Origin of the sequence: Paraburkholderia sp. OAS925 (assembly GCF_040543975.1) — a bacterium.
In the GTDB taxonomy this organism is placed as follows: Bacteria; Pseudomonadota; Gammaproteobacteria; order Burkholderiales; family Burkholderiaceae; genus Paraburkholderia; species Paraburkholderia graminis.
Genome location: NZ_JBEUNO010000002.1, coordinates 1,222,474 through 1,244,351, shown reverse-complemented (window position 1 = coordinate 1,244,351; position 21,878 = coordinate 1,222,474). Strand labels below are relative to the sequence as shown.

Annotated in this window: 22 protein-coding genes; 21 read left to right on the top strand and 1 reads right to left on the bottom strand. The window is 64.1% G+C overall.

The features are described from left to right. Positions 1 to 69 precede the first annotated feature (69 nt). From ABIE53_RS24370 to ABIE53_RS24300, 15 genes are all read left to right on the top strand, one after another. On the top strand, positions 70 to 243 hold the full coding sequence (locus ABIE53_RS24370; protein ID WP_006049101.1) for a Flp family type IVb pilin: 174 nt from the start codon (positions 70 to 72) through the stop codon (positions 241 to 243). 114 nt (positions 244 to 357) lie between these two features. Further along, positions 358 to 540: a Flp family type IVb pilin gene (locus ABIE53_RS24365; protein WP_006049100.1), complete on the top strand. Its 183-nt coding sequence runs from the start codon at positions 358 to 360 to the stop codon at positions 538 to 540. An 86-nt stretch (positions 541 to 626) separates the two neighbouring features. Beyond that, positions 627 to 1,160 (top strand): A24 family peptidase, encoded by a 534-nt coding sequence (locus ABIE53_RS24360; RefSeq protein WP_192699413.1) that lies wholly within the window; start codon positions 627 to 629, stop codon positions 1,158 to 1,160. Positions 1,161 to 1,276: 116 nt separating this feature from the next. After that, positions 1,277 to 2,677, top strand: coding sequence for a DUF8689 domain-containing protein (locus ABIE53_RS24355; RefSeq protein WP_192699414.1), 1,401 nt, complete (start codon positions 1,277 to 1,279; stop codon positions 2,675 to 2,677). Positions 2,678 to 2,712: 35 nt separating this feature from the next. After that, entirely contained in the window at positions 2,713 to 3,549 is an 837-nt protein-coding gene (gene cpaB, locus ABIE53_RS24350; protein ID WP_006049097.1) for a Flp pilus assembly protein CpaB, read from the top strand. 78 nt (positions 3,550 to 3,627) lie between these two features. After that, entirely contained in the window at positions 3,628 to 5,496 is a 1,869-nt protein-coding gene (locus tag ABIE53_RS24345) for a type II and III secretion system protein family protein (protein ID WP_192699415.1), read from the top strand. 21 nt (positions 5,497 to 5,517) lie between these two features. After that, entirely contained in the window at positions 5,518 to 5,862 is a 345-nt protein-coding gene (locus tag ABIE53_RS24340; RefSeq protein WP_006049095.1) for a hypothetical protein, read from the top strand. A gap of 72 nt (positions 5,863 to 5,934) precedes the next feature. Then, positions 5,935 to 7,146: a CpaE/TadZ family protein gene (locus ABIE53_RS24335; RefSeq protein ID WP_192699416.1), complete on the top strand. Its 1,212-nt coding sequence runs from the start codon at positions 5,935 to 5,937 to the stop codon at positions 7,144 to 7,146. 19 nt (positions 7,147 to 7,165) lie between these two features. Continuing rightward, the gene (locus ABIE53_RS24330) at positions 7,166 to 8,533 is read left to right on the top strand and encodes a TadA family conjugal transfer-associated ATPase (protein WP_107710753.1); all 1,368 of its coding nucleotides are present in this window, start codon (positions 7,166 to 7,168) and stop codon (positions 8,531 to 8,533) included. A gap of 43 nt (positions 8,534 to 8,576) precedes the next feature. Beyond that, on the top strand, positions 8,577 to 9,560 hold the full coding sequence (locus tag ABIE53_RS24325) for a type II secretion system F family protein (RefSeq protein WP_192699417.1): 984 nt from the start codon (positions 8,577 to 8,579) through the stop codon (positions 9,558 to 9,560). A gap of 39 nt (positions 9,561 to 9,599) precedes the next feature. Beyond that, positions 9,600 to 10,556, top strand: coding sequence for a type II secretion system F family protein (locus ABIE53_RS24320; protein WP_192699418.1), 957 nt, complete (start codon positions 9,600 to 9,602; stop codon positions 10,554 to 10,556). 79 nt (positions 10,557 to 10,635) lie between these two features. Continuing rightward, on the top strand, positions 10,636 to 11,139 hold the full coding sequence (locus ABIE53_RS24315; RefSeq protein WP_006049090.1) for a TadE/TadG family type IV pilus assembly protein: 504 nt from the start codon (positions 10,636 to 10,638) through the stop codon (positions 11,137 to 11,139). A gap of 49 nt (positions 11,140 to 11,188) precedes the next feature. Continuing rightward, entirely contained in the window at positions 11,189 to 12,271 is a 1,083-nt protein-coding gene (locus ABIE53_RS24310) for a TadG family pilus assembly protein (RefSeq protein WP_310074455.1), read from the top strand. A 180-nt stretch (positions 12,272 to 12,451) separates the two neighbouring features. Further along, positions 12,452 to 13,033 carry a DUF3005 domain-containing protein gene (locus ABIE53_RS24305; protein WP_192699420.1) on the top strand — a complete coding sequence of 194 codons (582 nt, stop codon included), beginning with the start codon at positions 12,452 to 12,454 and terminating at the stop codon, positions 13,031 to 13,033. 126 nt (positions 13,034 to 13,159) lie between these two features. Next, positions 13,160 to 14,989, top strand: coding sequence for an ABC transporter ATP-binding protein (locus tag ABIE53_RS24300; protein ID WP_029966597.1), 1,830 nt, complete (start codon positions 13,160 to 13,162; stop codon positions 14,987 to 14,989). 22 nt (positions 14,990 to 15,011) lie between these two features. On the opposite strand, the gene ABIE53_RS24295 is transcribed toward ABIE53_RS24300, so the two are convergent. Further along, positions 15,012 to 15,239: a hypothetical protein gene (locus ABIE53_RS24295; RefSeq protein ID WP_006049086.1), complete on the bottom strand. Its 228-nt coding sequence runs from the start codon at positions 15,237 to 15,239 to the stop codon at positions 15,012 to 15,014. Positions 15,240 to 15,467: 228 nt separating this feature from the next. Here ABIE53_RS24295 and ABIE53_RS24290 point away from each other — a divergent pair, with 228 nt between their 5' ends. From ABIE53_RS24290 to selD, 6 genes are all read left to right on the top strand, one after another. Next, the gene (locus ABIE53_RS24290) at positions 15,468 to 16,364 is read left to right on the top strand and encodes a LysR substrate-binding domain-containing protein (RefSeq protein WP_107710757.1); all 897 of its coding nucleotides are present in this window, start codon (positions 15,468 to 15,470) and stop codon (positions 16,362 to 16,364) included. Positions 16,365 to 16,574: 210 nt separating this feature from the next. After that, positions 16,575 to 17,324, top strand: a complete 750-nt coding sequence (locus tag ABIE53_RS24285; RefSeq protein ID WP_006049084.1) for an SDR family NAD(P)-dependent oxidoreductase — start codon at positions 16,575 to 16,577, stop codon at positions 17,322 to 17,324. Between the two features lie 50 nt (positions 17,325 to 17,374). Beyond that, positions 17,375 to 18,703, top strand: coding sequence for an MFS transporter (locus tag ABIE53_RS24280; protein WP_029966601.1), 1,329 nt, complete (start codon positions 17,375 to 17,377; stop codon positions 18,701 to 18,703). 36 nt (positions 18,704 to 18,739) lie between these two features. Continuing rightward, on the top strand, positions 18,740 to 19,603 hold the full coding sequence (locus tag ABIE53_RS24275; RefSeq protein WP_107710759.1) for a transketolase: 864 nt from the start codon (positions 18,740 to 18,742) through the stop codon (positions 19,601 to 19,603). Further along, positions 19,600 to 20,601, top strand: a complete 1,002-nt coding sequence (locus ABIE53_RS24270; RefSeq protein WP_107710760.1) for a transketolase family protein — start codon at positions 19,600 to 19,602, stop codon at positions 20,599 to 20,601. The genes ABIE53_RS24275 and ABIE53_RS24270 overlap by 4 nt, the downstream gene beginning before the upstream one ends. Before the next feature lie 120 nt (positions 20,602 to 20,721). After that, the gene (gene selD / locus ABIE53_RS24265) at positions 20,722 to 21,792 is read left to right on the top strand and encodes a selenide, water dikinase SelD (RefSeq protein WP_107710761.1); all 1,071 of its coding nucleotides are present in this window, start codon (positions 20,722 to 20,724) and stop codon (positions 21,790 to 21,792) included. Positions 21,793 to 21,878: the final 86 nt, after the last annotated feature.

Sequence of the window (21,878 nt, the reverse complement as noted above, 5' to 3'; positions counted from 1 at the left end):
AAGCAGCACGCAGTACCCACCGTCGTCATCCGATGACACTTAAGTTAGCCATCCTAAGGGAGATAAACCATGAAATCCATCATCAACAGCACGAAAGCATTCATTCGCGACGAAGACGGCGTGACCGCCATCGAGTACGGCCTGATGGCCGCCCTGATCGCAACGGCAATTCTCGCCGGCTACACCACGCTCGCCAATGCAGTCAGCGCCAAGTTCACCGCAATCGCGGGGAAGCTGGCTTAACCCCGAGCGATGCGACAGACGACTTGGGCCTGCCTGCCCGTCTGTCGCATCACGGCTTTTTGCAACACGCTGCAGCGCTCAACACGCCGTGGCAAGTTCAAATGGAGAGTAATGATGCAATCGTTCATCAACAGCACTGGTGCATTCATTCGCGATGAAGACGGCGTGACTGCCATCGAGTATGGCCTGATGGCCGCACTGATCGCGACGGCAATCCTCGCAGGGTACTCGACCCTCGCGACGGCGGTCAGCGACAAATTCACTGCTATCGCTGGGCACGTGACCTCAGGAACCTGAGAGGAACGGCGGGCGAACCGCCACGCTGGTTCGCCCGCCGCATCCGCGCTTGTCCTGACCGCTGCCCACACCAACGAGGCCTTGTCATGCTCATTGCCGCAACTGCACCACTACCGCCGATCATTCCGTGCGTCATTGCACTGGTGATCGCTGCCGCAAGCACAGACATCCAGTGCCGCCGCATTCCCAACGTACTCGTCGGCGCCGGTCTGCTCGGCGCGCTGCTTGTGCAGTGCTGGCTGCAAGGATTCGCGGGCGGCGTGGGGGCGTGGCTGGCGGGCGCTGTCGTCGGACTGCTTCTGTTCCTGCCGCTCTATCTGCTGCGCGGAATGGCTGCGGGAGACGTCAAGCTGCTCGCGATGGTAGGCGCATGGATCGGACCCCTACTGGTTTTTGAGGCCGCACTGGCGACATGTCTGATTGGTGGCGTGTGGCTGCTGGCACTGACTGCGCGACGCCGGCAGTTCAAGAAGGCGCTGGGGAACGTGTTGAGCCTGGTCCATCCGGCGATGCGCGGCGGCGGCGCCGCTTCAATCGAGTCGGTCGGATCCGTGCCGTACGGAGTCGCGATTGCGACGGGAACCGTAGTCGTGCTGCTCGCGACGGCGGCACAGCTATAGAACGAAACGTAGAACAAAACGCACAACGAAAGTAAGCCGGCCACATGCGATCCGGCTATCAGAATCACATACCGTGCCGCACCGAAATCGGTGGCGCCGCACCCGGGGAGCGACAGATGGACCAGCACAGCACACAGCAGTCCAAGGCAGAGAGCACTACGTGCCTCGACGATTCTGCCGCAACGGGCGCCGACCGGGCGCAAACGCCGGCACTTCCGCTACGCGCGCCGCGCACTGTCGCAGACACCGGCCTGCCCGCGCTTTTCATCGCGCATCTGCTACTCAAGTCGATTCTGCAGAACGGCAAATCGTCGCTGGGCGATCTCATCGCGAGACACTGTCTGACGGCCGCGGTACTCGACGAAACGATTGGCTTTCTCGTGCGCGAGCATCTCGTCGAGATCGCGCATCGCGGCGCGGCCGATGTCGATATGCATCTGCGCCTCACCGAAGGCGGCCGCGAACTCGCCGCTCACGAAGCGCGCCGCTCGACGTATTGCGGCCCCGCACCGGTCTCGCTCGAAGCGTATATGAGCGTGATCGGCGCGTACTCGGTGAAGCGCATCCACGTCGCGCAATCGGACGTGCGCGCGGCTTTCGCAGACTTCATCGGCGATATGTCGCTGCTCGATTCGGCAGTGGCCGCGTTGAATGCCGGGCGACCCGTCATGCTGTACGGCCCGGCGGGCAGCGGCAAAACCTATCTCGCCGAACGCCTCGGCAGCTTGCTGCGAGGCGCGGTGCCCGTGCCTTACGCGCTTTATGTCGCCGGCGACGTGATCCAGTTGCACGACCCGCTGATTCACAAGGACGCGGAACCCGGCGCGCTGCCCGCCGTGACGGATCGACGCTGGCGCGTGTGTGAACGGCCGATGGTGATGTCCGGCGGCGAACTGACCTTGGCGATGCTCGATCTTCAGTACAACGCCAACAGCGGCTTCTATCAGGCGCCGCCGCATATGAAGGCCAACATGGGCCTCTATGTCGTCGACGACCTCGGCCGTCAGCGCGTCGCGCCAGGCGAACTGCTCAACCGCTGGATCACGCCGCTCGACCGCGGCGTCGATCAGTTCGCGCTGCAATCCGGCGCGCGCTTCGTAAGCGCGTTCGACGTGTGGCCCGTCTTCTCCACCAACCTCACGCCCGCCGAACTGAACGACAACGCGTTCCTGCGCAGGCTCGGCTCGAAGATCCATATCGGCGCGCTCAGCGCTGAAGACTATCGACGCCTCTTCGAAACGCAATGCGCGGCGCTCGGTATCGAGATCGCGCCCGGCGCATTCGAGTATCTGCTGCATCAATTGCATCTGCGCAATCGCACGCCGTTTCTCGCGTGTTATCCGGCGGACCTGCTCGGCGTACTGCGCTCGTTCGCGCTGTATCACGGCGACGTGCCGGCCGTCACCGAGTATCAGCTGACGCATGCATGGCACAGCTACTTCGGCAGCGCGCCGGAGCTTGACCAGACGTATTCCTCACACAGCGGGCAATCCGACAAACGATTTGCCGGCGCTTGATCCGCAGCCGCCTAGCACCTGAAAGGAGTCTCACCATGAAAACCAGTCGCGCAATTGTGATGTTAGGGATGGCCTTGCTCGCGGGGCTCGCCGCTGTCGGCTTCGCGTCGCGATGGCTGTTGCAGACGTCGTCGTCGGCTCTGACGCCCGTTGCCGTCGCGACCGCCGAGGTGAGCCTCGGCCAGCCGCTCAATTCGACCATGATCCGCACGGTGAACTGGCCCACCGCGAGCGTGCCGCCCGGCGCGTTCAAAGACCCGAAGGCGCTGGATGGACGCGTCGTGCGCGCGAGCCTCGAACCGGGCGAACCGGTGATCGAGTCGAAGCTCGCACCGCAAGGCACGAAGGGCGGGCTGTCGGCGGTTATCGGCGAAGGCAAGCGCGCGATCACGGTGCGCGTGAACGATGTTGTCGGCGTGGCGGGTTTTGCGCTGCCTGGCAACTACGTCGACGTGATCGTCAACACTCAGGAACCCGAAGCAAAGACGGCTGATCCGCAGCAAAGCATTTCGAAGATCGTCCTCGAAAAGATCCTGGTGCTCGCCGTTGCACAGCAAGTAAGCCGCGACGACACGCAGCCGAAAGTGGTCAACGCGGTCACGCTCGAAGTCACGCCGGACCAGGCGGAGAAGCTCGACCTCGCGCGCAGTGTCGGCAGCCTGTCGCTCGTGCTGCGCAATCAGATCGACGACCGCGCATTGCCCACCGGCGGCGCGACCAAGTTCACGCTGCTCGGCAAGCCCGCTGCACCGGCATCGGCACCGGTTGTCGCGGCGGCACCCACACGCGTGAAATACACGGCGCGGCCGGCGCCGAAGCGCGACTGCGTCGGCGTACTGTCGGGCACGCAAGGTAGTCAGGAATGCTTTTAATTACACACACCATCACGCGATGCCGCAGCGTCTGACGCACGACGGTTCGCTCGCAGCGGGCTACGGGGAGACACGGAAATGAAATCGAATCGGATAAAGATCAAGCAGGGTAGCGCGATGCGCACGGCGTTGCTGACCACAACGGTATGCGCATCCCTGCTCGCCGCGCACGGCGTACAGGCACAGGAAGCGGTAGAGAGCGCGAGGGCCGGCGCGGCGCCCATGCCGCACGGTCCCGTGCAAATGACCATCAGCATGAATGCCGCGCCGGCTCAGCCCTCGAGCGCCATGCAAAACGCCGCTGCGCGCGGCCCGGCATGCACACGCACGCAGAGCGAACAGAGCACGGTGGTGGTGCCCGTCGGCAAGTCCACGCTGATGCAAACCGCCGAACCCGTGCGCAACCGCACGCTCGGCAATCCGCTGATTGCGCAGGCAACCATGGTCTCGCCGAAAACACTCTACGTGGTCGGGATGGCCGTGGGCACCACCAACATGATCGTGCAAGGCAAGAGCGGCGCGTGCGAAGTCATCAACGTGGTGGTGAACGCGGACGCCGGCGGCCTGCAAACTTCGTTATCGCAACTGATGCCCGATGAGCCGAACATCCGAGTGTCGACGGTCGCCGGCGATCTCGTGCTGGCCGGCCGTGTATCGAGCGCGCAGGCCGCGGCCCAGGCGCAGGAAATCGCCAAGGCGTATGCGCGCACCACACTGCCAAACCCGAACGGCGCTGCAAACGGAAACGGCAACGGCAAAAGCGCGACCGTGCTGAACATGATGAGCGTCGACTCGCCGCAACAGGTGATGCTCGAAGTGAAGGTCGCCGAAGTCTCGAAGACGGTCCTCAACCAGTTGGGCGCGGCGATGAACATCCAGGGCGGCTTCGGCTCGTGGAGCGGGGCGCTCATCAGCAGCCTGCTCGCGGGCGTGTCGAGCATCGTCGATGTGAACAAGGCGAACAACCGTCCGTTCAATGTCGCGATAGACGCCCAGCACGGTGACAACCTCGTGAAGATTCTCGCCGAGCCGAATCTCGTCACGCTGAGCGGACAGGAAGCGACGTTCCTCGCGGGCGGCAAGGTGTTCATTCCGATTCCGCAGAGCAACCTGAACGGCGTGTCGACCATCATCCTGCAGGAAGAGGAATTCGGCGTCGGCCTGAAGTTCACGCCGACCGTGCTCGCGGGCGGCCGCATCAACCTGAAGGTCGCGCCCGAAGTGTCGGAGTTGTCGTCGACCGGCGTCACGGTCGGCGCGACGAATACCAACAACCTCACGGTGCTGCCGCTCATCACCACGCGCCGCGCATCGACCACGGTGCAGATGAACGACGGCGAGACCTTCGCGATCGGCGGCCTCATCAAGAGCAATGCGGCGGGCACGCTGAAGGCAATACCGGGTGTCGGCGAAGTGCCGGTGCTGGGCGCGCTCTTCAGAAGCACGTCGTATCAGCAGGACCGCACCGAGCTAGTGTTCATCATCACGCCGCATCTCGTGAAGCCGCTGCAAACGGCGTCGAATCTGCCGCTGCCCACGGACCATCTGAAGACGCCTAACGAAGCCGACGTCTATCTGATGGGCAACATGGAAGGCCGCGATCCGGCCGGCAGCAAAAAGCCCGCGCCGCCGATGCCTGCCCCGGCGCCCTCGCCCGCAATGGCTCCCGCACCGTCGCAACCGCAGGCTCCGGCCACGCCGAGCGCTGCTGAACCGCCCGTCTCCGCGATGGTGCCGACGCCCGCTGCAAGCGCCGCGCCGCTGCCCGAGCCGCGAGCCGTCACGCCCGCGGATACCGGCAAGCCCGCCGACAAACCCGCCGAGAACGCCGCCGACAACGCCACCGCTCGCGCCGCACAAATAGAAGCACGAGCCGCGCAGATCGCCGCACGCGAAGCGCCGCCGTCCGACAAACCGCGCTCGCCGTCCGCACGCGCTCACAACTAATGCACTCCTCGGGAGAACGTCATGACCAATCGCATCCTCTTCTTTTCGCGCTGGACTGCACTGCTCGTGCCGGCGTGCCTCGCGCTCAACGGCTGCATGTCGACGACGCCGAACTTCGACCGGCACTTCGGCGAATCCGTGAAGAGCTTCACGGCGGCGCAGATCATCGATCCGGACGCGGCGACCAAGAATCCGTCGACGCAGGGTGTCGACGGTAAAGCCGCCGTCGGCGCGATGTCGAACTACAACGCGTCGTTCAAGGCGCCGCCCGCAACCGCTAACGCCTTCGTGATCGGCGTGGGCGGCAGCGGAGCCGGCGGCGCGGGCGGAGGCGCGGCGATGCCGCCGCCTGCGAACGGCGAATAGCCAACGTGGGCGACGCGACGGCGCGAGCCGTCGCAAGACCAACCCCGCAACGATTCCGCGGATGACAACATCATGATCAATATCCTCATCAACTCCGAGCACGCGGGCCGAATGTCCGAGATCGTTCGGCTCCTGACGGACTGCGGCAATTGCACGACGACTCGCACGCAAGGCGCGCCTTCCGCGCTGCTCGAGCGGGGCGACAGTCTCGATGCGTTCGATGTCCTGATCATCGACGCGTCGTCGCCCGAACGCGCCGGACTCGATTCGGTCAACGCGCTCGTGCATCGCTATCCGCGCCTGACGTGTTTGCTGCTGTTGCCGCAAACATCGCCCGACACGCTGATCGCCGCGATGCGCGCCGGCATCCGCGACGTGCTGAACTGGCCGCTCGACGCGCGCGCGCTCGGCGCCGCCGTGCAGCGCGCGATGGCTCCGCATGCCGGCGACGCGCGCCACGAAACGCATATGGTGTCGTTCATTTCGTGCAAGGGCGGCGCGGGCACGAGCCTGATCGCGGCCAACGTCGGCCACGCGATCGCGACGCTGCACGGCAAGCGCGTGCTGCTCGTCGATCTGAACCCGATGTTCGCGGACGCCGCGTTTCTCGTCAGCGACCAGGAACCGCCGTCAACGTTGCCGCAGATGTGCGCGCAGATCGAGCGCATCGACGCCGCGTTTCTCGATGCGTCGCTCACGCACGTCACATCGGGTTTTCATGTGCTCGCGGGCGCGGGCGATCCGTTGAAGGCGCTCGAGATTCATGAAGAGCAACTGGAATGGATTCTCGGCATCGCGGCGCCGCGCTACGACGTCGTGCTCTTCGATCTCGGGCAAAGCATCAATGCATTGTCGATCGTCGCGCTCGATCGCAGCGCGGAGATTCACATGGTGCTGCAGGCGAGCATGCCGTATGTGCGCGCGGCGCGCCGTCTGCAGGACATGCTGGTGTCGCTCGCGTATTCGCCGGAACGGCTGCGTCTCTTGCTGAACCGGCATCGCCGTCACGACGAGCGGGCCGCGAGCGCGCTCGAACAGGTGCTCGGCAAGCGCCCTTCGCATGTGATCGCCGACGACCCGCACGCGGCGAGCGAAGCCGTGAATCTCGGCGAACCGTTGTTGAAGGTCGCGCGCAACAGCGCGCTCTCGCGCGGCGTGCAAGCGCTCGCGCAAAGCATCGTCAATCAGTCGACGGGCGTCGTGCCGCAGAAGAAACAGGGCGAGCCACTGCTCGGCCGGCTATTCGGCCGCTCAACTACGCAGCGCCAGTCGGCGGCGTCATAACGTCAGCGAGGAGAATTTCATGTCACTACGCGAACAGATGTCGTCACAGGCGGTGCATGCGCTGCCCGACCGCCAGTCAGGCATGCGCGCGCCGTCAGGTCTCGCGCGCGCCGCCTACCAGACGCTCAAGCGCAAGGTTCACGAGGCCGTGCTCGACCGCGTCGAACTCGAACGTCTCGCGCGGCTGCCCGCCGAACAGGTTCGCCAGGAAATCGGCGGACTGATCGCGCGCATCCTCGAAGAAGACAAGGCGCCCGTCAACGATCTCGAACGCCGGCAACTGACCACCGACATTCACGACGAGATGTTCGGCTTCGGCCCGCTCGAAGCGCTGCTGCGCGACCCGACCGTGTCGGACATTCTCGTCAACACGCACCGCACGACTTACGTCGAACGGCGCGGCCGTCTCGAGTTGACGGACGTGACCTTTTACGACGACGCGCATCTGATGAAGGTGATCGAGAAGATCGTCTCGCGCGTCGGACGGCGCATCGACGAGTCGAGTCCGATGGTCGATGCGCGGCTGCCCGACGGCTCGCGCGTCAATGCGATCATTCCGCCCTCCGCCGTGGATGGACCGCTGATGTCGATCCGGCGTTTCGCCGTGAATCCGCTGCAAATGAGCGATCTGGTCGCGTCGCAAAGCCTCACGCCGCCGATGGCCGAACTGCTCGACGCGCTCACGCGCGCGAAGGTCAACGTGCTCGTTTCGGGCGGCACAGGCAGCGGCAAGACCACGTTGCTGAACATCCTGTCGGGTTTCATTCCCGAGGGCGAGCGCGTCGTGACCATCGAGGACGCGGCCGAACTGCAACTGCGCCAGCACCATGTGCTGCGCCTCGAAACGCGGCCGCCGAATGTCGAAGGACGCGGCGAAGTCACGCAACGCACGCTTGTGCGCAACGCGCTGCGCATGCGCCCCGATCGCATCATCCTCGGCGAAGTGCGCGGCGCCGAAGCGCTCGACATGCTCAACGCGATGAACACCGGCCACGAAGGCTCGCTCGCGACGATTCACGCGAACACGCCGCGCGACGCGTTGACGCGCCTTGAAAACATGATCAGCCTCGCCGGCCTGTCGTTGCCGCCGAAGAACCTGCGCCAGCAGATTTCGTCGGCGATCTCGGTGGTCGTGCAGGTCGCTCGCCTGACTGACGGACGCCGCAAGGTCGTCAGCATTCAGGAATTGACCGGCATGGAAGGCGAGATGGTGAACATGCAGGAGATCTTCACGTTCAAGCGAACCGGCGTCGATCAGAACGGCGCGGTGCGCGGCCACTTCTGCGCGACCGGCGTGAGACCGAAATTCACGGAGCGGCTGCAGGCGTTCGGCATCGTGCTGCCCGATCAGCTATACGACCCAAACCGGCACTTCGACACCGCATGACGCCGGCCGCCGGCGGCACGCCGCTCACTTTTCCGAGGCTTCCATGAATCCGATCTTCTACGCCTTCGCTTTCCTGCTGTTCATTGCCGTGGTCCTCGGGATCGAGGGGATTTATCAGTGGTGGAACAGTCATCACGGGCCCGCCGCGCGACGCCTCGACCAGCGCATTCGCGCGCTGTCGGCCGGCGCGCATGCGAACGGCGAGCGCCTCTCCATCCTCAAGGAGCGCATGCTGAGCAACTCGGCGTCGGTCCATGCGCTGATGATGCGCGTGCCGCGCATCCATCTGCTCGATCGCATCATTCTTCAGTCCGGCTCGAGCCTCACGGTGGGCCGGCTCGCGACGCATAGCGTGGTGGCGCTTGTGCTCGTTCCGCTCGCAGCGAACTTCTCGCCGGTGCAGGTGCCGACGCTCGTGACCGTGCTCGCCGCCGTTGCAGCTCTCGCCTTTCCGACGCTGCGCATGCTGCGCGCTCGCCGCAAACGTCTGCGGGTTCTCGAACGCCAGTTGCCCGAAGCCGCCGACATGATCAGCCGCGCACTGCGAGCCGGGCATTCGTTCTCAAGCGCCCTCGGCATGCTCGGCAGCGAGTTCGCGGAGCCGATGGCCGGCGAGTTTCGCATCGTCTTCGACGAGATCAATTACGGCGTCACCCTCAATGAAGCGCTCCTGAATCTGGCGACGCGCGTGCCGGTAGGCGACCTGCGCTACTTCGTGATCGCGGTGCTGATCCAGCGCGAAACCGGCGGCAACCTTGCGGAGATTCTGGACAGCATCGCGTCGCTGGTGCGCGCGCGTCTGCAGTTGTTCGACAAGGTGCGGGTCCTGTCCGCCGAGGGACGTCTGTCCGGCTGGATTCTCGCGCTGTTGCCGTTTGCATCCGCTGGCGCCATGCAGGTGGTGAACCCGACTTTCTTTTCGGTGCTGTGGGAAGACCCAGCCGGGCTTCAGATCATCGAAATGATGCTTGTCTCAATGGTATTGGGAATCCTGTGGATGCGGCGCATCGTGCAGATCCGCGTGTGAACGCGGGCCCCTCGCGCACCAACGAACCGGAGAACCGTAATGGAAGCGTTCTATTCAACAAACATGCTGTTGCTTGCGGGTCTGTTTGCAGCGGCATTCTGCAGCGCCGTCGCGCTGATGTGGTGGTTGATGCCACGCGACATGCAGCGGCGCATCGAACAGGCGGGCGGCGTGTCGCTCTCACCGGAAGCGCGGCCTTCGGCCGTGTCGGGATGGGCCGAGAGAATCGCCGACATTTCGCGTCCCATCTCGCAGTTGTCGATTCCGAAGGAAGGTTGGGAAGACTCGCCGCTGCGGCTGCGTTTGATGAATGCGGGCTGGCGTTCGTCGACGGCGGCCGGGCTCTATTTCGCGGCGAAAACCGCGCTTGCGCTGCTGCTGCCTTTGCTCGGCCTCGTCGCGTTGACGCACATGCCGTCGATCAACACGGACTACACGGTTATCGCGCTGATTCTCGCGCTGCTTGCCGCGTTCGGCTACTACGTGCCCAACGCCGTGCTCGCACGCTGCCGCGCGCGGCGTCAGCGCAGGATTGTCGAAAGCTTTCCGGATGCGCTCGATCTGCTGACCGTCTGCGTCGAAGCGGGCCTCGGCATGGACGCCGCGCTGATGCGCGTGGCCGACGAGATGACGCTCGCCAGTCCTGAAGTCGCAAACGAACTGCAATTGATGCTGCTCGAACTGCGCTCGGGCTTCACGAAGGAAAAGGCGCTGCGCAACTTCGCGTTGCGCACGGGCGCCGAGGACATCGACACGTTTGCGTCGATGCTGGTGCAGGCGGAACGCTTCGGCACAAGCATCGGCGCGTCGCTGCGCGTGATGTCGGACACGCTGCGCACGCGCCGCAGAATGCGCGCGGAAGAACGCGCCGCGAAGATCGCATTGAAGCTGCTGTTTCCGCTGATCTTCTGCATCTTTCCGGCATTGATGACGGTGCTGATCGGACCGGCCTTCATTCACATCTACCGCGTGCTGTTGCCGACGATGGGAAGCTGATGGTCAGCGGTATTGAGGCATAGAACGCGGCGCTCACCAATCGGATGACCGAACGAGCAGCGCCCAGAGGGGAATAGAAATGAGCCACACAACGAGACCGTTCGCCGGGCATGCCGCATCGAAAAGTTCGGCTGCATCACGTCATGCGCCTGCGCTGCACGCGTCGGGCCGGCGACGATCGCGACGTCAGGCAGGCGTGGCCGCAGTGGAATTCGCGTTGATCCTGCCGCTGTTGCTGCTGCTTATTTTCGGAACCGTCGAACTGGGGATTGCGCTTTACGACAAGGCGGTGATTACGAATGCCAGTCGCGAAGGAGCCCGTGCGGGCATTGTGCTCAAGAGCCCGAAGCCTACCAGCGCGGACATTAAAAACGTCGTCCAGAACTACACGTCTTCCTTTCTCGTGACCTTCGGAACGGCCAACACGCCGACAGTCACGCAGACAGGTCAGGGCGGCGCCTTTGGCACTCCGCTCTCCGTCACGGTTTCCTATCAGTATGCCGGGCTAGGACTGGGCGCAATGCTATCCGCGGTGACGGGGCCGATCACGCTGACCGCCACCACGGTCATGAACAACGAATAAGGGGACTGTCATGCGCACGGGAAAAAGCAGACGGAAACAGGAAGGGGCAGTGGCCGTCACTGTCGCGCTTTGCATGCTATCCCTGTTGGGGATTGCAGCTCTTGCCATCGACATCGGCAATCTGCTGGTTGCACGCAGCCAGCTTCAGAATGCGGCTGACGCCGCGGCGATGGCCGGCGCCGGATGCCTGATGCGGCGCACGGAATGCGGGAACACCACTGCGACGCAGCCGGATTGGATCACGGCATCCGCAAAAGCGTCGTCGTTTTCGACGTCGACCGCGACAAACCAGGTGCAAGCTGCCTACGTAAAAGCCAGTACGGTAGCGACCGGCTACTGGAACGCCACGGGGACGCCATACGGTCTCGAGTCGCTGCCGTTCACACCCGGCGCGTCCGACTTGCCGGCGGTTCAGGTGACCATTCACAAAGATGGCTCGAACGCGAACGGAGCAGTGCCGGTGTTTTTCGGCAGCGTGCTTGGCGTCCAGATTCTGAAAGCCAGTGCGGTGGCGACGGCGGTGCTTTCCACGCCCGGTAATGTGGGCCCTGGCGGATTGTTTCCGTTGGCCATGTCCAAGTGCCTATATGACAACTACTGGAACGCGGCCACCAGTTCCCCGAAGTTGTCGCCGAACAATAATACGTTGCCTGGGACAAGCGTTGCACAACAACAGGGCCAACCTTACTTCTTTCAGATCGGATCGAGTTATCACTACGGCGCCTGTGAGTCGGGACAGTGGACCACGTTTAATGTCAATGACCAGAGTGCCAGCTATGCCAGAGGACTCTTGACGAGTGGCAACAGTACGACTTTCTCCATTGGGGCTTCACCGGGTACGTGGATCCAGAGCGGCACGGAAAATACGCTCTTTAAGGGCGCGGGCGACTGTAGTGCCGCCGGCAATGGGCAGTGCGCGTGGGCGACCGTGGCGGTGGTGAACGATCCGGCGACCAGCGGATTTCAGCCCGTCGTGGCGTTCGCCTGCGTGCACATTCTGGATGCGAAGAATGGCTCGAGTCCCTACGTTCTCGTGCAGATGTCCAACGACATGAGCCATTGCCGCACGCCCAACTCGGGAGGAGTGGGACCGAATTACGGCGCCTACACTCCCCCAAGGCTGGTGCAGTAGGAGTGACACCTTCGCAGCGAACCCACCTGCCGGGAACGTTCGCTGCGGAGATCAATCAGGAACCCGCGTTCGCGACGGCGCAAGCCGCCCGCGAACCCCAGGCGCCAGTCACTTTTTTCAACGCTTCATGTAAGGCTTTCACGGGCGCTTTGGCGTGTCATTAACGGCAGGAGTATCGATATGCAAAACGCGGAACAGAATCCCACCCAGAAGCAGCAGAACGAGATGGCCGCAAAAAGTCCGGCGCGAACGCCCGCAACCGGCACGGCTTCTCCCGACGCCCGCACCCAGGCGAAGGAGTTCGGCAGCACGAGCAACGCCGGCGCGGCCGAGCCGACGGGACGCACGAACAACGCGGCGAATCTGCCGCCCATCGATCTCGATGCAATCACCACCGATTCTCCCGATCCGGTGCAACGCGCGAAGAGCCGCACGGTTTCCGTCGACGCCGCGAACACCGCTTCGACCGACAACACGGTCGACACCGACGGCAAGAGTCTCGAAGCCGCCAAAGAACAGTCGTCGTGGCACGACAATGTGATTTCATCGAACGCGACGCTCGAGAACAATGTGCCGGCACCGGCGGCAGGACTTGGCGGCATCGACAGCCGCCCCGGCGGCAATTTTCCTCTCGTCGCGCCGCGCCACGGCTGGCGCGTCAGCTATCACGGCACGGTGTATATCGAGCGAAGAAACGGCTCGTTGGCGGAGCACGTCATTCAGTTCGACGCAACGGGCGCGATCGACGATACCGCCAGGTAAGCGCACGACTCACGCCCCGCCCCAAGGCATGCCCCTTGCGCAACTCCTTCGCCGGACACATGGAACCCTTTCCCGCATGGAAGGAAAACCTGTCGCCTGCCGGCGCGCAAGTTCGGGAAGGGCACCATGGAACTCGTCGACCACAGCGATCGGGGCCGCGCGAGCCGCGTGCGCGGGCGGCGGCATTCGCGCGTTCTGTCGCGCTACGCCGGCCGGCCGATTCGTCTCATCTGGCGCTACATCGCGCGCCGTAAAACGGCTCACGCCATCGTGCTCGCCAGTGTCGTCGCTGCGGTCGGCTTCGCGCTGGCGTCGCAATACGGCATCCGCAATCTGATCGACGCACTGCCTCAGGGACGCGCGCATCCGCAGACGGTCGCGTATGCGTTCGCCGTGCTCGTCGGGCTCATTTTCGCGGACAACCTGATGTGGCGCGTCGCCGGCTGGGTCTCCTCGCGCGCGTTCGTGCGCGTGACGGGCGACATTCGCCAGGACATGTTCGACTATCTGATGGGCCACGCGCCGACCTTCTTCGCGGACAAGCAACCGGGCGTGCTGTCGAGCCGCGTGTCGGCCACGGCGAACGCGGTCTACGTAATCGAAAACACGGTGGCGTGGACCGCATTGCCGCCGACGCTCACCGTGATCGGCGCGATCGTCATGGTCGCAACCGTAAGCCTGCCGATGAGCATCGCGCTCGTCGCCATTTCGGCGCTGCTCACCGCGTGTCTGTTCTGGCTCGCGCGCAAAGGCACCTCGCGGCATGAGGCGTTCGCGAGCCAGGCCGCTTCGGTGGACGGCGAACTCGTCGACGTGATCGGCAATATGGGCCTGGTGCGCGCGTTCAGCGCGGTGCCCGCGGAGTTGCGGCGCTTCGACGGCCATCTCGAAGCCGAAGCCGTGGCACGCAGGCGCAGTCTGTTGTATCTGGAGAAGCTGCGTCTCGTGCACGCGTTCGCGACTGCGTTGCTGTCGGCGGCATTGCTCGGCTGGACGATCTGGCTGTGGACGCAAGGCCGCGCGACCACCGGCGATGTGGTTCTGGTCGGCTCATTGGGCTTTGCGATTCTGCACGGTTCGCGCGACGTCGCCGTGGCATTCGTCGATTTGACGCAGCACGTGGCGCGTCTCGCGGAAGCATCGCAAACCTTGCTGACGCCTCACGCGATGCCCGAAGCGCCGAAAGCGATACCGCTGATCGTGCGCGAGGCGACCGTCGACTTCGACAACGTTTCGTTCGCTTATCCGGGGCGCAGGCGTGTATTGAGCGACCTCACGCTGCATATCGAAGCAGGCGAGCGCGTGGGACTGGTCGGGCCGTCCGGCGCGGGCAAGTCGACGGTGCTCGCGCTGCTTCAGCGCTTCTACGATCCCGCCAACGGATGCGTGCGCATTTCGGATCAAGACATCTCTTACGTGACGTTGCAGAGTCTGCAGGCGGCGATTTCCGTCGTGCCTCAGGACGTCACGCTGTTTCATCGCTCGCTGCTCGATAACATCCGCTACGGCTGTCCCGATGCAACGGAAGCCGACGTGAAGCGCGCGTGCGAGGACGCGAGCTGCATGGACTTCATCGCCGCATTGCCGGACGGCCTGAACACGATAGCGGGCGATCGCGGCACGAAGTTGTCCGGCGGACAGCGTCAGCGCATTGCGATTGCGCGCGCGATCCTGAAGGACTCGCCGATCCTGCTGCTCGACGAGGCAACGTCCGCGCTCGACACCGCATCGGAGATCGTCATTCAGGCCGCGCTCGAACGCCTCATGAAAAATCGCACGGTGATTGCGATCGCGCATCGACTGTCGACGTTGCAGTCGTTCGACCGGATCATCGTGATGAATCGCGGCCGCGTCGTTCAGGAAGGCACGCCCGCGAAACTGGCGATGGTGCCGGGCATCTATCGCGATACGCTTGCGCGCCATAACCGCCGGACACCCGCGCCTACGATGAATTGACACGTCGCGCATCGGAGATGCATCAATCGCCGATGCGTTCGCCCTCTGTCCTGATCAACTCGATCAGGCGTTTCGCAGGCATCCGGTAACTGGTCTGCTGCTGCACGCCCCATTCGGAACGCTCGGTTTCCACGAGCAGAACGAACTCGCCGTCAGGGCTCGCTTCGAGATGCTGCATGTTGAGCATTTCCTCGCCGGCAACGTCTTTTTCGTGCCCCAACGTCATGACACCCTTCGCGCCGCATCCCATGTCACGCCTCCATGCCCGAGGTTCGGCTTGCCGCCCGCATCGACCCGAACTGAAGGCAGCAAAGCGCGTACCGGCGAGGCACTTTCCGACGATTGACGGATAATCGCGGCTGCGCTCGCGCACTTGCTGCACCGCACGAGGCGCTTCATGGTTTACCGCACTACTGCCCTCGTGTGGCCGGGGTCAGCATCGGGAACACTTCATAACGAACAGCGAACCAGACTTCACATGCGCATCCCACCCGTCAAAGCCATCATCGCTTTCGAGAGCGTGGCCCGCACCGGGAGCGTCAACCGCGCGTCGGAAGAACTCGGCCTGACTGCTTCGGCGGTGAGCCATCAGATCAGCAATCTCGAGTCGGTCATCGGCCAGGCGCTGTTCTATCGCTCGGGCCGCGGCCTCGTGCTGACACCGACGGGCGAGCGCTATCTATCGGACGTGACCGGTTCTCTCGCGGATTTGAGCCGCGCGACCGAACGCGCATCGAGCCGCACCGAGGTCGAAATTCTGCGCGTGCATTCGAGCCCGAGTTTCGGGCTCATGTGGCTGCTGCCGCGGCTCGCATCGTTTCAGGAAGCCAATGGCGATATCCAGTTGAATCTCGCCTGCTCGTATGAAGACGTGTCGTTCACGAGCGGCTATTACGACATCGACATACGGCACGGCTACGCGAACTGGCGCGATCTCGAAGTCCGCACGCTGCGCAACGAATTCATCGCGCCGCTCGCGTCGCCCGCTTATCTGCGCGAGCACCCGGTCAACGCGCCGGAAGATCTGCTTGCGCATCGGCTGATTTACTCCGAAACACCGCTCGTTCAGTGGAAGCAATGGTTCGGGCGCACCGGCGTGCCGGCCGCGCATAAGACCTTCGATTTCTCGTTCGACCGCTCGTATATGTCGCTCGAAACGGCGGCGCTCGGCCTCGGCATCGCGCTCGAAAGCCTGATGCTTGCGTCGGTTCGCATCCGCGAAGGCGCGCTCGTGCCGGTGTTCGACCATTCGCATGCGGTCGAGGTCGGCGCGCATCATCTGGTTTATCCGCCGCAAAATGCGGAGCTGCCGCGAGTCGCACGATTCATCGCGTGGATCGAGCGGGAAATCGGTCATCAGGCGCGCGCGGCCTGAATATCGCGGGCGTTTCGGCACCAGGGTATTCCATCATCACGAGCACACCGCTTGCTGCCTTGCTGCCCGCAAACCGCCGCGCAGCAAGCGTCGCGCTTCCCCGCATGAACACCTGAAAATTTCTCAAGCATAGTTGAGCCGTACCGCGTTGATGCGGGTTGCGGCCTGCCGGACACTTGCGCCATCACATCAACATTCAGGAGACAAGTGATGCTGCTCGAGAACAAGGTGGTTATCGTCACGGGCGCGGCTTCGCCGCGCGGCATCGGCAAGGCGACGGCGAAAGCGCTGGCCGCGCAAGGCGCGCATGTCGTGATCCTCGATTTGCGCGAAGAAGATGCGAAAGCGGCCGCCGCCGACCTCGGCGCCGGACATCTCGGCCTCGCCTGCGACGTCACCGACAAAGCCGCCTGCGTCAAGGCCGCGAAGGCGGCGCTCGAACGCTATGGCCGCATCGACGGTCTCGTCAACAACGCGGGCATCACGCAGCCGGTGCGCACACTCGACATCAGCGCCGAAGGCTTCGACGCGATCGTCGACGTCAATCTGCGCGGCACGCTGTACATGTCGCAAGCGGTGTTGCCCGCGATGAAGGAACAGAAAAGCGGCAGCATCGTGTGCATGTCGTCGGTGTCGGCGCAGCGCGGCGGCGGCATTTTCGGCGGCCCGCATTACAGCGCGGCGAAGGCCGGCGTGCTCGGTCTCGCGCGAGCGATGGCCCGCGAATTCGGTCCCGACAGCATCCGCGTGAACTCGATCACGCCGGGCCTGATCCAGACCGACATCACCGGCGACAAACTCACGCCCGAGATGCGCACCGACATCATCAAGGGCATTCCGCTCGGCCGGCTTGGCGATGCGGCCGACGTCGCGAACGCGTGCCTCTTTCTCGTGAGCGATCTGTCCACCTATCTCACGGGCATCACGCTCGACGTGAACGGCGGCATGCTCATTCATTGACGGACGCCTCGCACCCGGGACTCACCCAGGGCACATGGAAGGAGACAAACATGAAATCGAAATACACCGCTTCGCCTATCGACGGCGAGCTGCTCGCGCCCGCGGACTCGACGAGTTTCGAGTCGCGAACCTACGCGAAAGTCAGCCGCCGGCTGATTCCGTTTCTGATGCTGTGCTATCTCGGCGCGTATCTGGATCGCGTGAACGTGGGCTTCGCGAAGCTGCAAATGCTCAACGATCTGCGCTTCAGCGAAACCGTCTACGGCATGGGTGCGGGCATCTTCTTTCTCGGCTACTTTCTGTTCGAAGTGCCAAGCAATCTGATTCTTCATCGTGTCGGCGCGCGCAAGTGGCTCGCGCGAATCATGCTGACATGGGCGGTGATTTCGGCGTCGTTCGTTTTCGTGAAGACGCCCACCGCGTTCTACGCGCTGCGCTTTCTGCTCGGCGTCGCCGAAGCGGGCTTTGCGCCCGGCGTGATTCTTTATCTGACGTACTGGTTTCCCGCCACGCGCAGAGCGAAGGCGCTGTCGCTCTTTTTCATGGCGATTCCGCTTGCCGGCATACTCGGCGGCCCGCTGTCCGGATGGATCATGCATTCGCTTCACGGCGCGATGAATATGTCCGGCTGGAAGTGGCTGTTCCTGCTCGAAGCGCTGCCTTCGCTCGTGCTGGGCGTCGCGATTCTGCTGTATCTCGACGACAGCATCGCGAAAGCGAAGTGGCTCACCGAGTCGGAAAAGAATCTGCTTGCCCGCAATGTAGCCGGCGACAACGCGCATACCACCGCTCATGTTTCGATTCGCTCGTTCATCGGCGACCGCCGTTTGTGGCTGATGGCCGCGATTTACTTCTGCGTGGTGCTCGGCCAGTACGGCCTGACCTTCTGGCTGCCGACCATCATCCGTAAATCGGGCGTTGCCGATCCCCTGTGGGTGGGCGTGTTCACCGCGATTCCGTATCTGTGCGCGATCGTTGCATTGCCGCTGGTCGGCATGAGCGCCGACCGCCGCCGCGAACGCCGGCTGCATCTCGCCATTCCGATGCTAATCGCCGCCGCAGGCTTCGCGATTCTGCCGACGCTCGGCAGCGTGCCCGCGTCGATCGTCTGCTTGAGCGTTGCAGCGGCGGGCATTCTCGCGTCGTCGTCGCAATTCTGGTCGCTGCCGACGGCGCTGCTCGGCGGCATGTCGGCCGCGGCCGGCATCGCGGCGGTGAACTGCTTCGCCAATCTCGCGGGCTTCTTTTCACCGGCCATCGTGGGCTGGCTCAACGACCTGACAGGCCGTTCGACCGCGGGGCTCATCTTCATCTCGGCCGCGGTCACGCTCGGCGCGTGCCTCGTGTTCCTCGTGCCCGCGAAGTCCGTGAACCGCTGATCCTTTTCAACTATTCGACTGATCTCAGGAGACGACATGAACAGTCCACTCAATGCGCCGGTGGTATCGCTCGCCGAGCGCGCCTATCGCATCCGCAGAAACGCGTTGTTAATGGGCGAAGTGCAGGGCCAGGGCTACATCGGCCAGGCGCTCGACATCGCCGACGTGCTGGCCGTCGCGTACTTCGGCGCGATGCGTTATCGACCGGAAGATCCGGAATGGGAAGAGCGCGACCGCTTCCTGCTGTCCAACGGACACTACGCGATCGCGCTGTACGCGGCGCTGCTCGAAGCCGGCATTCTGCCCGCCGCCGAACTCGAAACCTACGGCAGCGACGACAGCCGTCTGCCCATGTCCGGCATGGCGAGCTACACGCCCGGCATGGAGATGTCCGGCGGCTCGCTCGGCCACGGCCTGACGATTGCGGTGGGCCGCTGTCTCGGGCTCAAGCGCAAGGGCTCGAAGTCGTTCGTGTACACGCTCTTCTCGGACGGCGAACTCGACGAAGGCGCGATCTGGGAAGGCATCATGTCCGCGAGCCACTGGAAGCTCGACAACCTGATCGCCATCGTCGACGTCAACAACCAGCAGGCCGACGGACCGTCCACGCAGGTCATGGCGTTCGAGCCGCTCGTCGAAAAGCTCGAAGCATTCGGCTGGTTCACGCAGCGCGTCGACGGCAACGACATTGGCGCAGTGGCCGCCGCATTCGACGCGGCCCGCAAGCATCCTGGCGCGCAGCCGCGCATGATCGTCGCCGATACGCGCATGGGCTGCGGCGTGCCGTTTCTCGAAGAGCGCGAGAAGAACCACTTTATCCGCGTCGACGCGCACGAATGGCAGCTCGCGCTCGAAGCACTGGAAACAACGAAATCGCATGAGATCGGGAGTCACGCATGAGCAACGTCACCGCAAGCAAACCGCGCCTGAAGACCTCGGCGATGATCGCGTCGATTGCAGGCGAAGGCCAGCTCACTCGCTCGGCGCCGTTCGGTCACGCGCTCGTCGAACTCGCGCGGCACAAGAGCAACGTGGTCGGCATGACGGCCGACCTCGGCAAGTACACGGACCTGCACATCTTCGCGAAGGAATTCCCCGAGCGCTACTATCAGATGGGCATGGCCGAGCAATTGCTGATGGGCGCGGCGGCCGGCCTCGCGCACGAAGGCGCGCAGCCGTTCGTGACGACGTATGCCGTATTCGCGACGCGCCGCGCGTATGACTTCATGCATCAGGCGATCGCCGAAGACAATCTCGATGTGAAGATCGTCTGCGCATTGCCGGGGCTCACTACGGGTTACGGTCCAAGCCATCAGGCCGCTGAAGACCTCGCGTTGATGCGCGCGATGCCGAACATGACCGTGATCGATCCGTGCGATGCGCTCGACATCGAACAGATGGTGCCCGCGATTGCCGCGCACAACGGTCCCGTTTATGCGCGTCTGTTGCGCGGCAACGTGCCCGCCGTGCTCGACGAATACGACTACACGTTCGAGCTCGGCAAGGCGAAGATGCTGCGCGACGGCGCCGACGTTCTGGTGATCTCGTCGGGCATCATGACGATGCGCGCACTGGAAGTCGCGAAGGCGCTGGAGAACGACCGCATCGGCGTCGGCGTGCTGCATGTGCCGACCATCAAACCGCTCGATACGGCGACGATCGTGCGCGAGGCGAAGCGCTCGGGGCGGCTCGTCGTGGTGGCCGAAAACCATACGACGATCGGCGGTCTGGGCGAAGCGATTGCGGCCGAGCTGATGCGCGCGGGCGTGTCGTGCCCGTTCCGCCAGGTTGCGCTGCCCGACGCGTTTCTCGCTGCGGGCGCGTTGCCGACGCTGCATGACCGCTATGGCATTTCGACGTCCGCGATGTCGGCGGCGATCAAGGGCTGGCTCGGCTGAGCTTTGGAAGTTGCGTGAAGATTCGGCGTGGCGCGTGCGTGCATTAGCAGCACGGCCCGCAGCGCGCCACGCCGACAAGCTTCATAATGCGATCATTCGAAGCCACAAATTCGCGCCACAATGATCGACGCTCAAGCCCAAGCTCAGTCCACGCCCTCGCCCCGCCTCACCAGCCTGTCGCACGGCGGCGGCTGCGGCTGCAAAATTGCCCCCGGCCTGCTCGCCGACCTGCTCAAGCGCAGCGCGCCGCTGCCCTTCTTTCCCGACCTGCTGGTCGGCAACGATACCGCCGATGACGCCGCCGTCTACAAGCTCAACGACGAGCAGGCGATTGTCGCGACGACGGACTTCTTCATGCCGATCGTCGATGATCCGTTCGACTTCGGCCGCATTGCCGCGACCAACGCACTCTCCGACGTCTATGCAATGGGCGGCAAACCGCTGATGGCGCTCGCCATCGTCGGCATGCCGATCAATGTCTTGCCGCACGACGTAATTGCGGCGGTGCTCAAGGGCGGCGAATCAGTTTGCGCGGACGCGGGCATCCCGCTCGCGGGCGGCCATTCGATCGACTCGGTTGAGCCCATCTACGGTCTGGTCGCGATCGGCGTGGTCGATCCGCGGCGCGTCAAGCGCAACGCGGGCGCGAAGGCCGGCGACGTGCTGATTCTCGGCAAGCCACTCGGCGTCGGCGTGCTGTCGGCGGCGCTGAAGAAAGACCGGCTCGATGCGAACGGCTACGCGGCGATGATCGGCGCAACCACGAAACTCAACCGGCCAGGCGCGCAACTCGCCGCGCTCGACGGCGTGCACGCGCTGACCGACATCACGGGCTTCGGGCTGCTCGGCCACACGCTCGAACTGGCGCGCGGCTCGAAGTTGACCGCGCGCGTGCGCTATGCCGATTTGCCGTGGCTGCCGGGCGTCGTCGAATTTGCCCAAGCCGGCGTTTTCACGGGCGCGTCGGGGCGCAACTGGGACGCGTACGGCAAGGACATTGCATTGCCCGCGACGTTGCCTTCGACCGCGCGCACGCTGCTCACCGATCCGCAAACCTCGGGCGGCCTGCTGGTGTCGTGCTCGCCGGACGCCGTCAACGACGTCCTCGCCCTCTTTCACGCCGACGGTTTCGGCGATGCCCGCGTGATCGGCGAGATGGTTGCCGGCGACGCACGCGTGGACGTCGTCTAAAAGGAGCCGGCGGCCCACAAGCCGGCCCGTAAGGGTTCAGAAAGCCGCGCCCTGCCGCCACTCGCGGCGCATGCGATAATTTCGGT

Excerpts from the sequence above, each read along its gene's own strand:
- ABIE53_RS24370 (WP_006049101.1), top strand. The coding sequence starts at position 70 with ATGAAATCCATCATCAACAGCACGAAAGCATTCATTCGCGACGAAGAC.
- ABIE53_RS24365 (WP_006049100.1), top strand. The coding sequence starts at position 358 with ATGCAATCGTTCATCAACAGCACTGGTGCATTCATTCGCGATGAAGAC.
- ABIE53_RS24360 (WP_192699413.1), top strand. The coding sequence starts at position 627 with ATGCTCATTGCCGCAACTGCACCACTACCGCCGATCATTCCGTGCGTC.
- ABIE53_RS24355 (WP_192699414.1), top strand. The coding sequence starts at position 1,277 with ATGGACCAGCACAGCACACAGCAGTCCAAGGCAGAGAGCACTACGTGC.
- cpaB (WP_006049097.1), top strand. The coding sequence starts at position 2,713 with ATGAAAACCAGTCGCGCAATTGTGATGTTAGGGATGGCCTTGCTCGCG.
- ABIE53_RS24345 (WP_192699415.1), top strand. The coding sequence starts at position 3,628 with ATGAAATCGAATCGGATAAAGATCAAGCAGGGTAGCGCGATGCGCACG.
- ABIE53_RS24340 (WP_006049095.1), top strand. The coding sequence starts at position 5,518 with ATGACCAATCGCATCCTCTTCTTTTCGCGCTGGACTGCACTGCTCGTG.
- ABIE53_RS24335 (WP_192699416.1), top strand. The coding sequence starts at position 5,935 with ATGATCAATATCCTCATCAACTCCGAGCACGCGGGCCGAATGTCCGAG.
- ABIE53_RS24330 (WP_107710753.1), top strand. The coding sequence starts at position 7,166 with ATGTCACTACGCGAACAGATGTCGTCACAGGCGGTGCATGCGCTGCCC.
- ABIE53_RS24325 (WP_192699417.1), top strand. The coding sequence starts at position 8,577 with ATGAATCCGATCTTCTACGCCTTCGCTTTCCTGCTGTTCATTGCCGTG.
- ABIE53_RS24320 (WP_192699418.1), top strand. The coding sequence starts at position 9,600 with ATGGAAGCGTTCTATTCAACAAACATGCTGTTGCTTGCGGGTCTGTTT.
- ABIE53_RS24315 (WP_006049090.1), top strand. The coding sequence starts at position 10,636 with ATGAGCCACACAACGAGACCGTTCGCCGGGCATGCCGCATCGAAAAGT.
- ABIE53_RS24305 (WP_192699420.1), top strand. The coding sequence starts at position 12,452 with ATGCAAAACGCGGAACAGAATCCCACCCAGAAGCAGCAGAACGAGATG.
- ABIE53_RS24300 (WP_029966597.1), top strand. The coding sequence starts at position 13,160 with ATGGAACTCGTCGACCACAGCGATCGGGGCCGCGCGAGCCGCGTGCGC.
- ABIE53_RS24295 (WP_006049086.1), bottom strand. The coding sequence starts at position 15,239 with ATGGGATGCGGCGCGAAGGGTGTCATGACGTTGGGGCACGAAAAAGAC.
- ABIE53_RS24290 (WP_107710757.1), top strand. The coding sequence starts at position 15,468 with ATGCGCATCCCACCCGTCAAAGCCATCATCGCTTTCGAGAGCGTGGCC.
- ABIE53_RS24285 (WP_006049084.1), top strand. The coding sequence starts at position 16,575 with ATGCTGCTCGAGAACAAGGTGGTTATCGTCACGGGCGCGGCTTCGCCG.
- ABIE53_RS24280 (WP_029966601.1), top strand. The coding sequence starts at position 17,375 with ATGAAATCGAAATACACCGCTTCGCCTATCGACGGCGAGCTGCTCGCG.
- ABIE53_RS24275 (WP_107710759.1), top strand. The coding sequence starts at position 18,740 with ATGAACAGTCCACTCAATGCGCCGGTGGTATCGCTCGCCGAGCGCGCC.
- ABIE53_RS24270 (WP_107710760.1), top strand. The coding sequence starts at position 19,600 with ATGAGCAACGTCACCGCAAGCAAACCGCGCCTGAAGACCTCGGCGATG.
- selD (WP_107710761.1), top strand. The coding sequence starts at position 20,722 with ATGATCGACGCTCAAGCCCAAGCTCAGTCCACGCCCTCGCCCCGCCTC.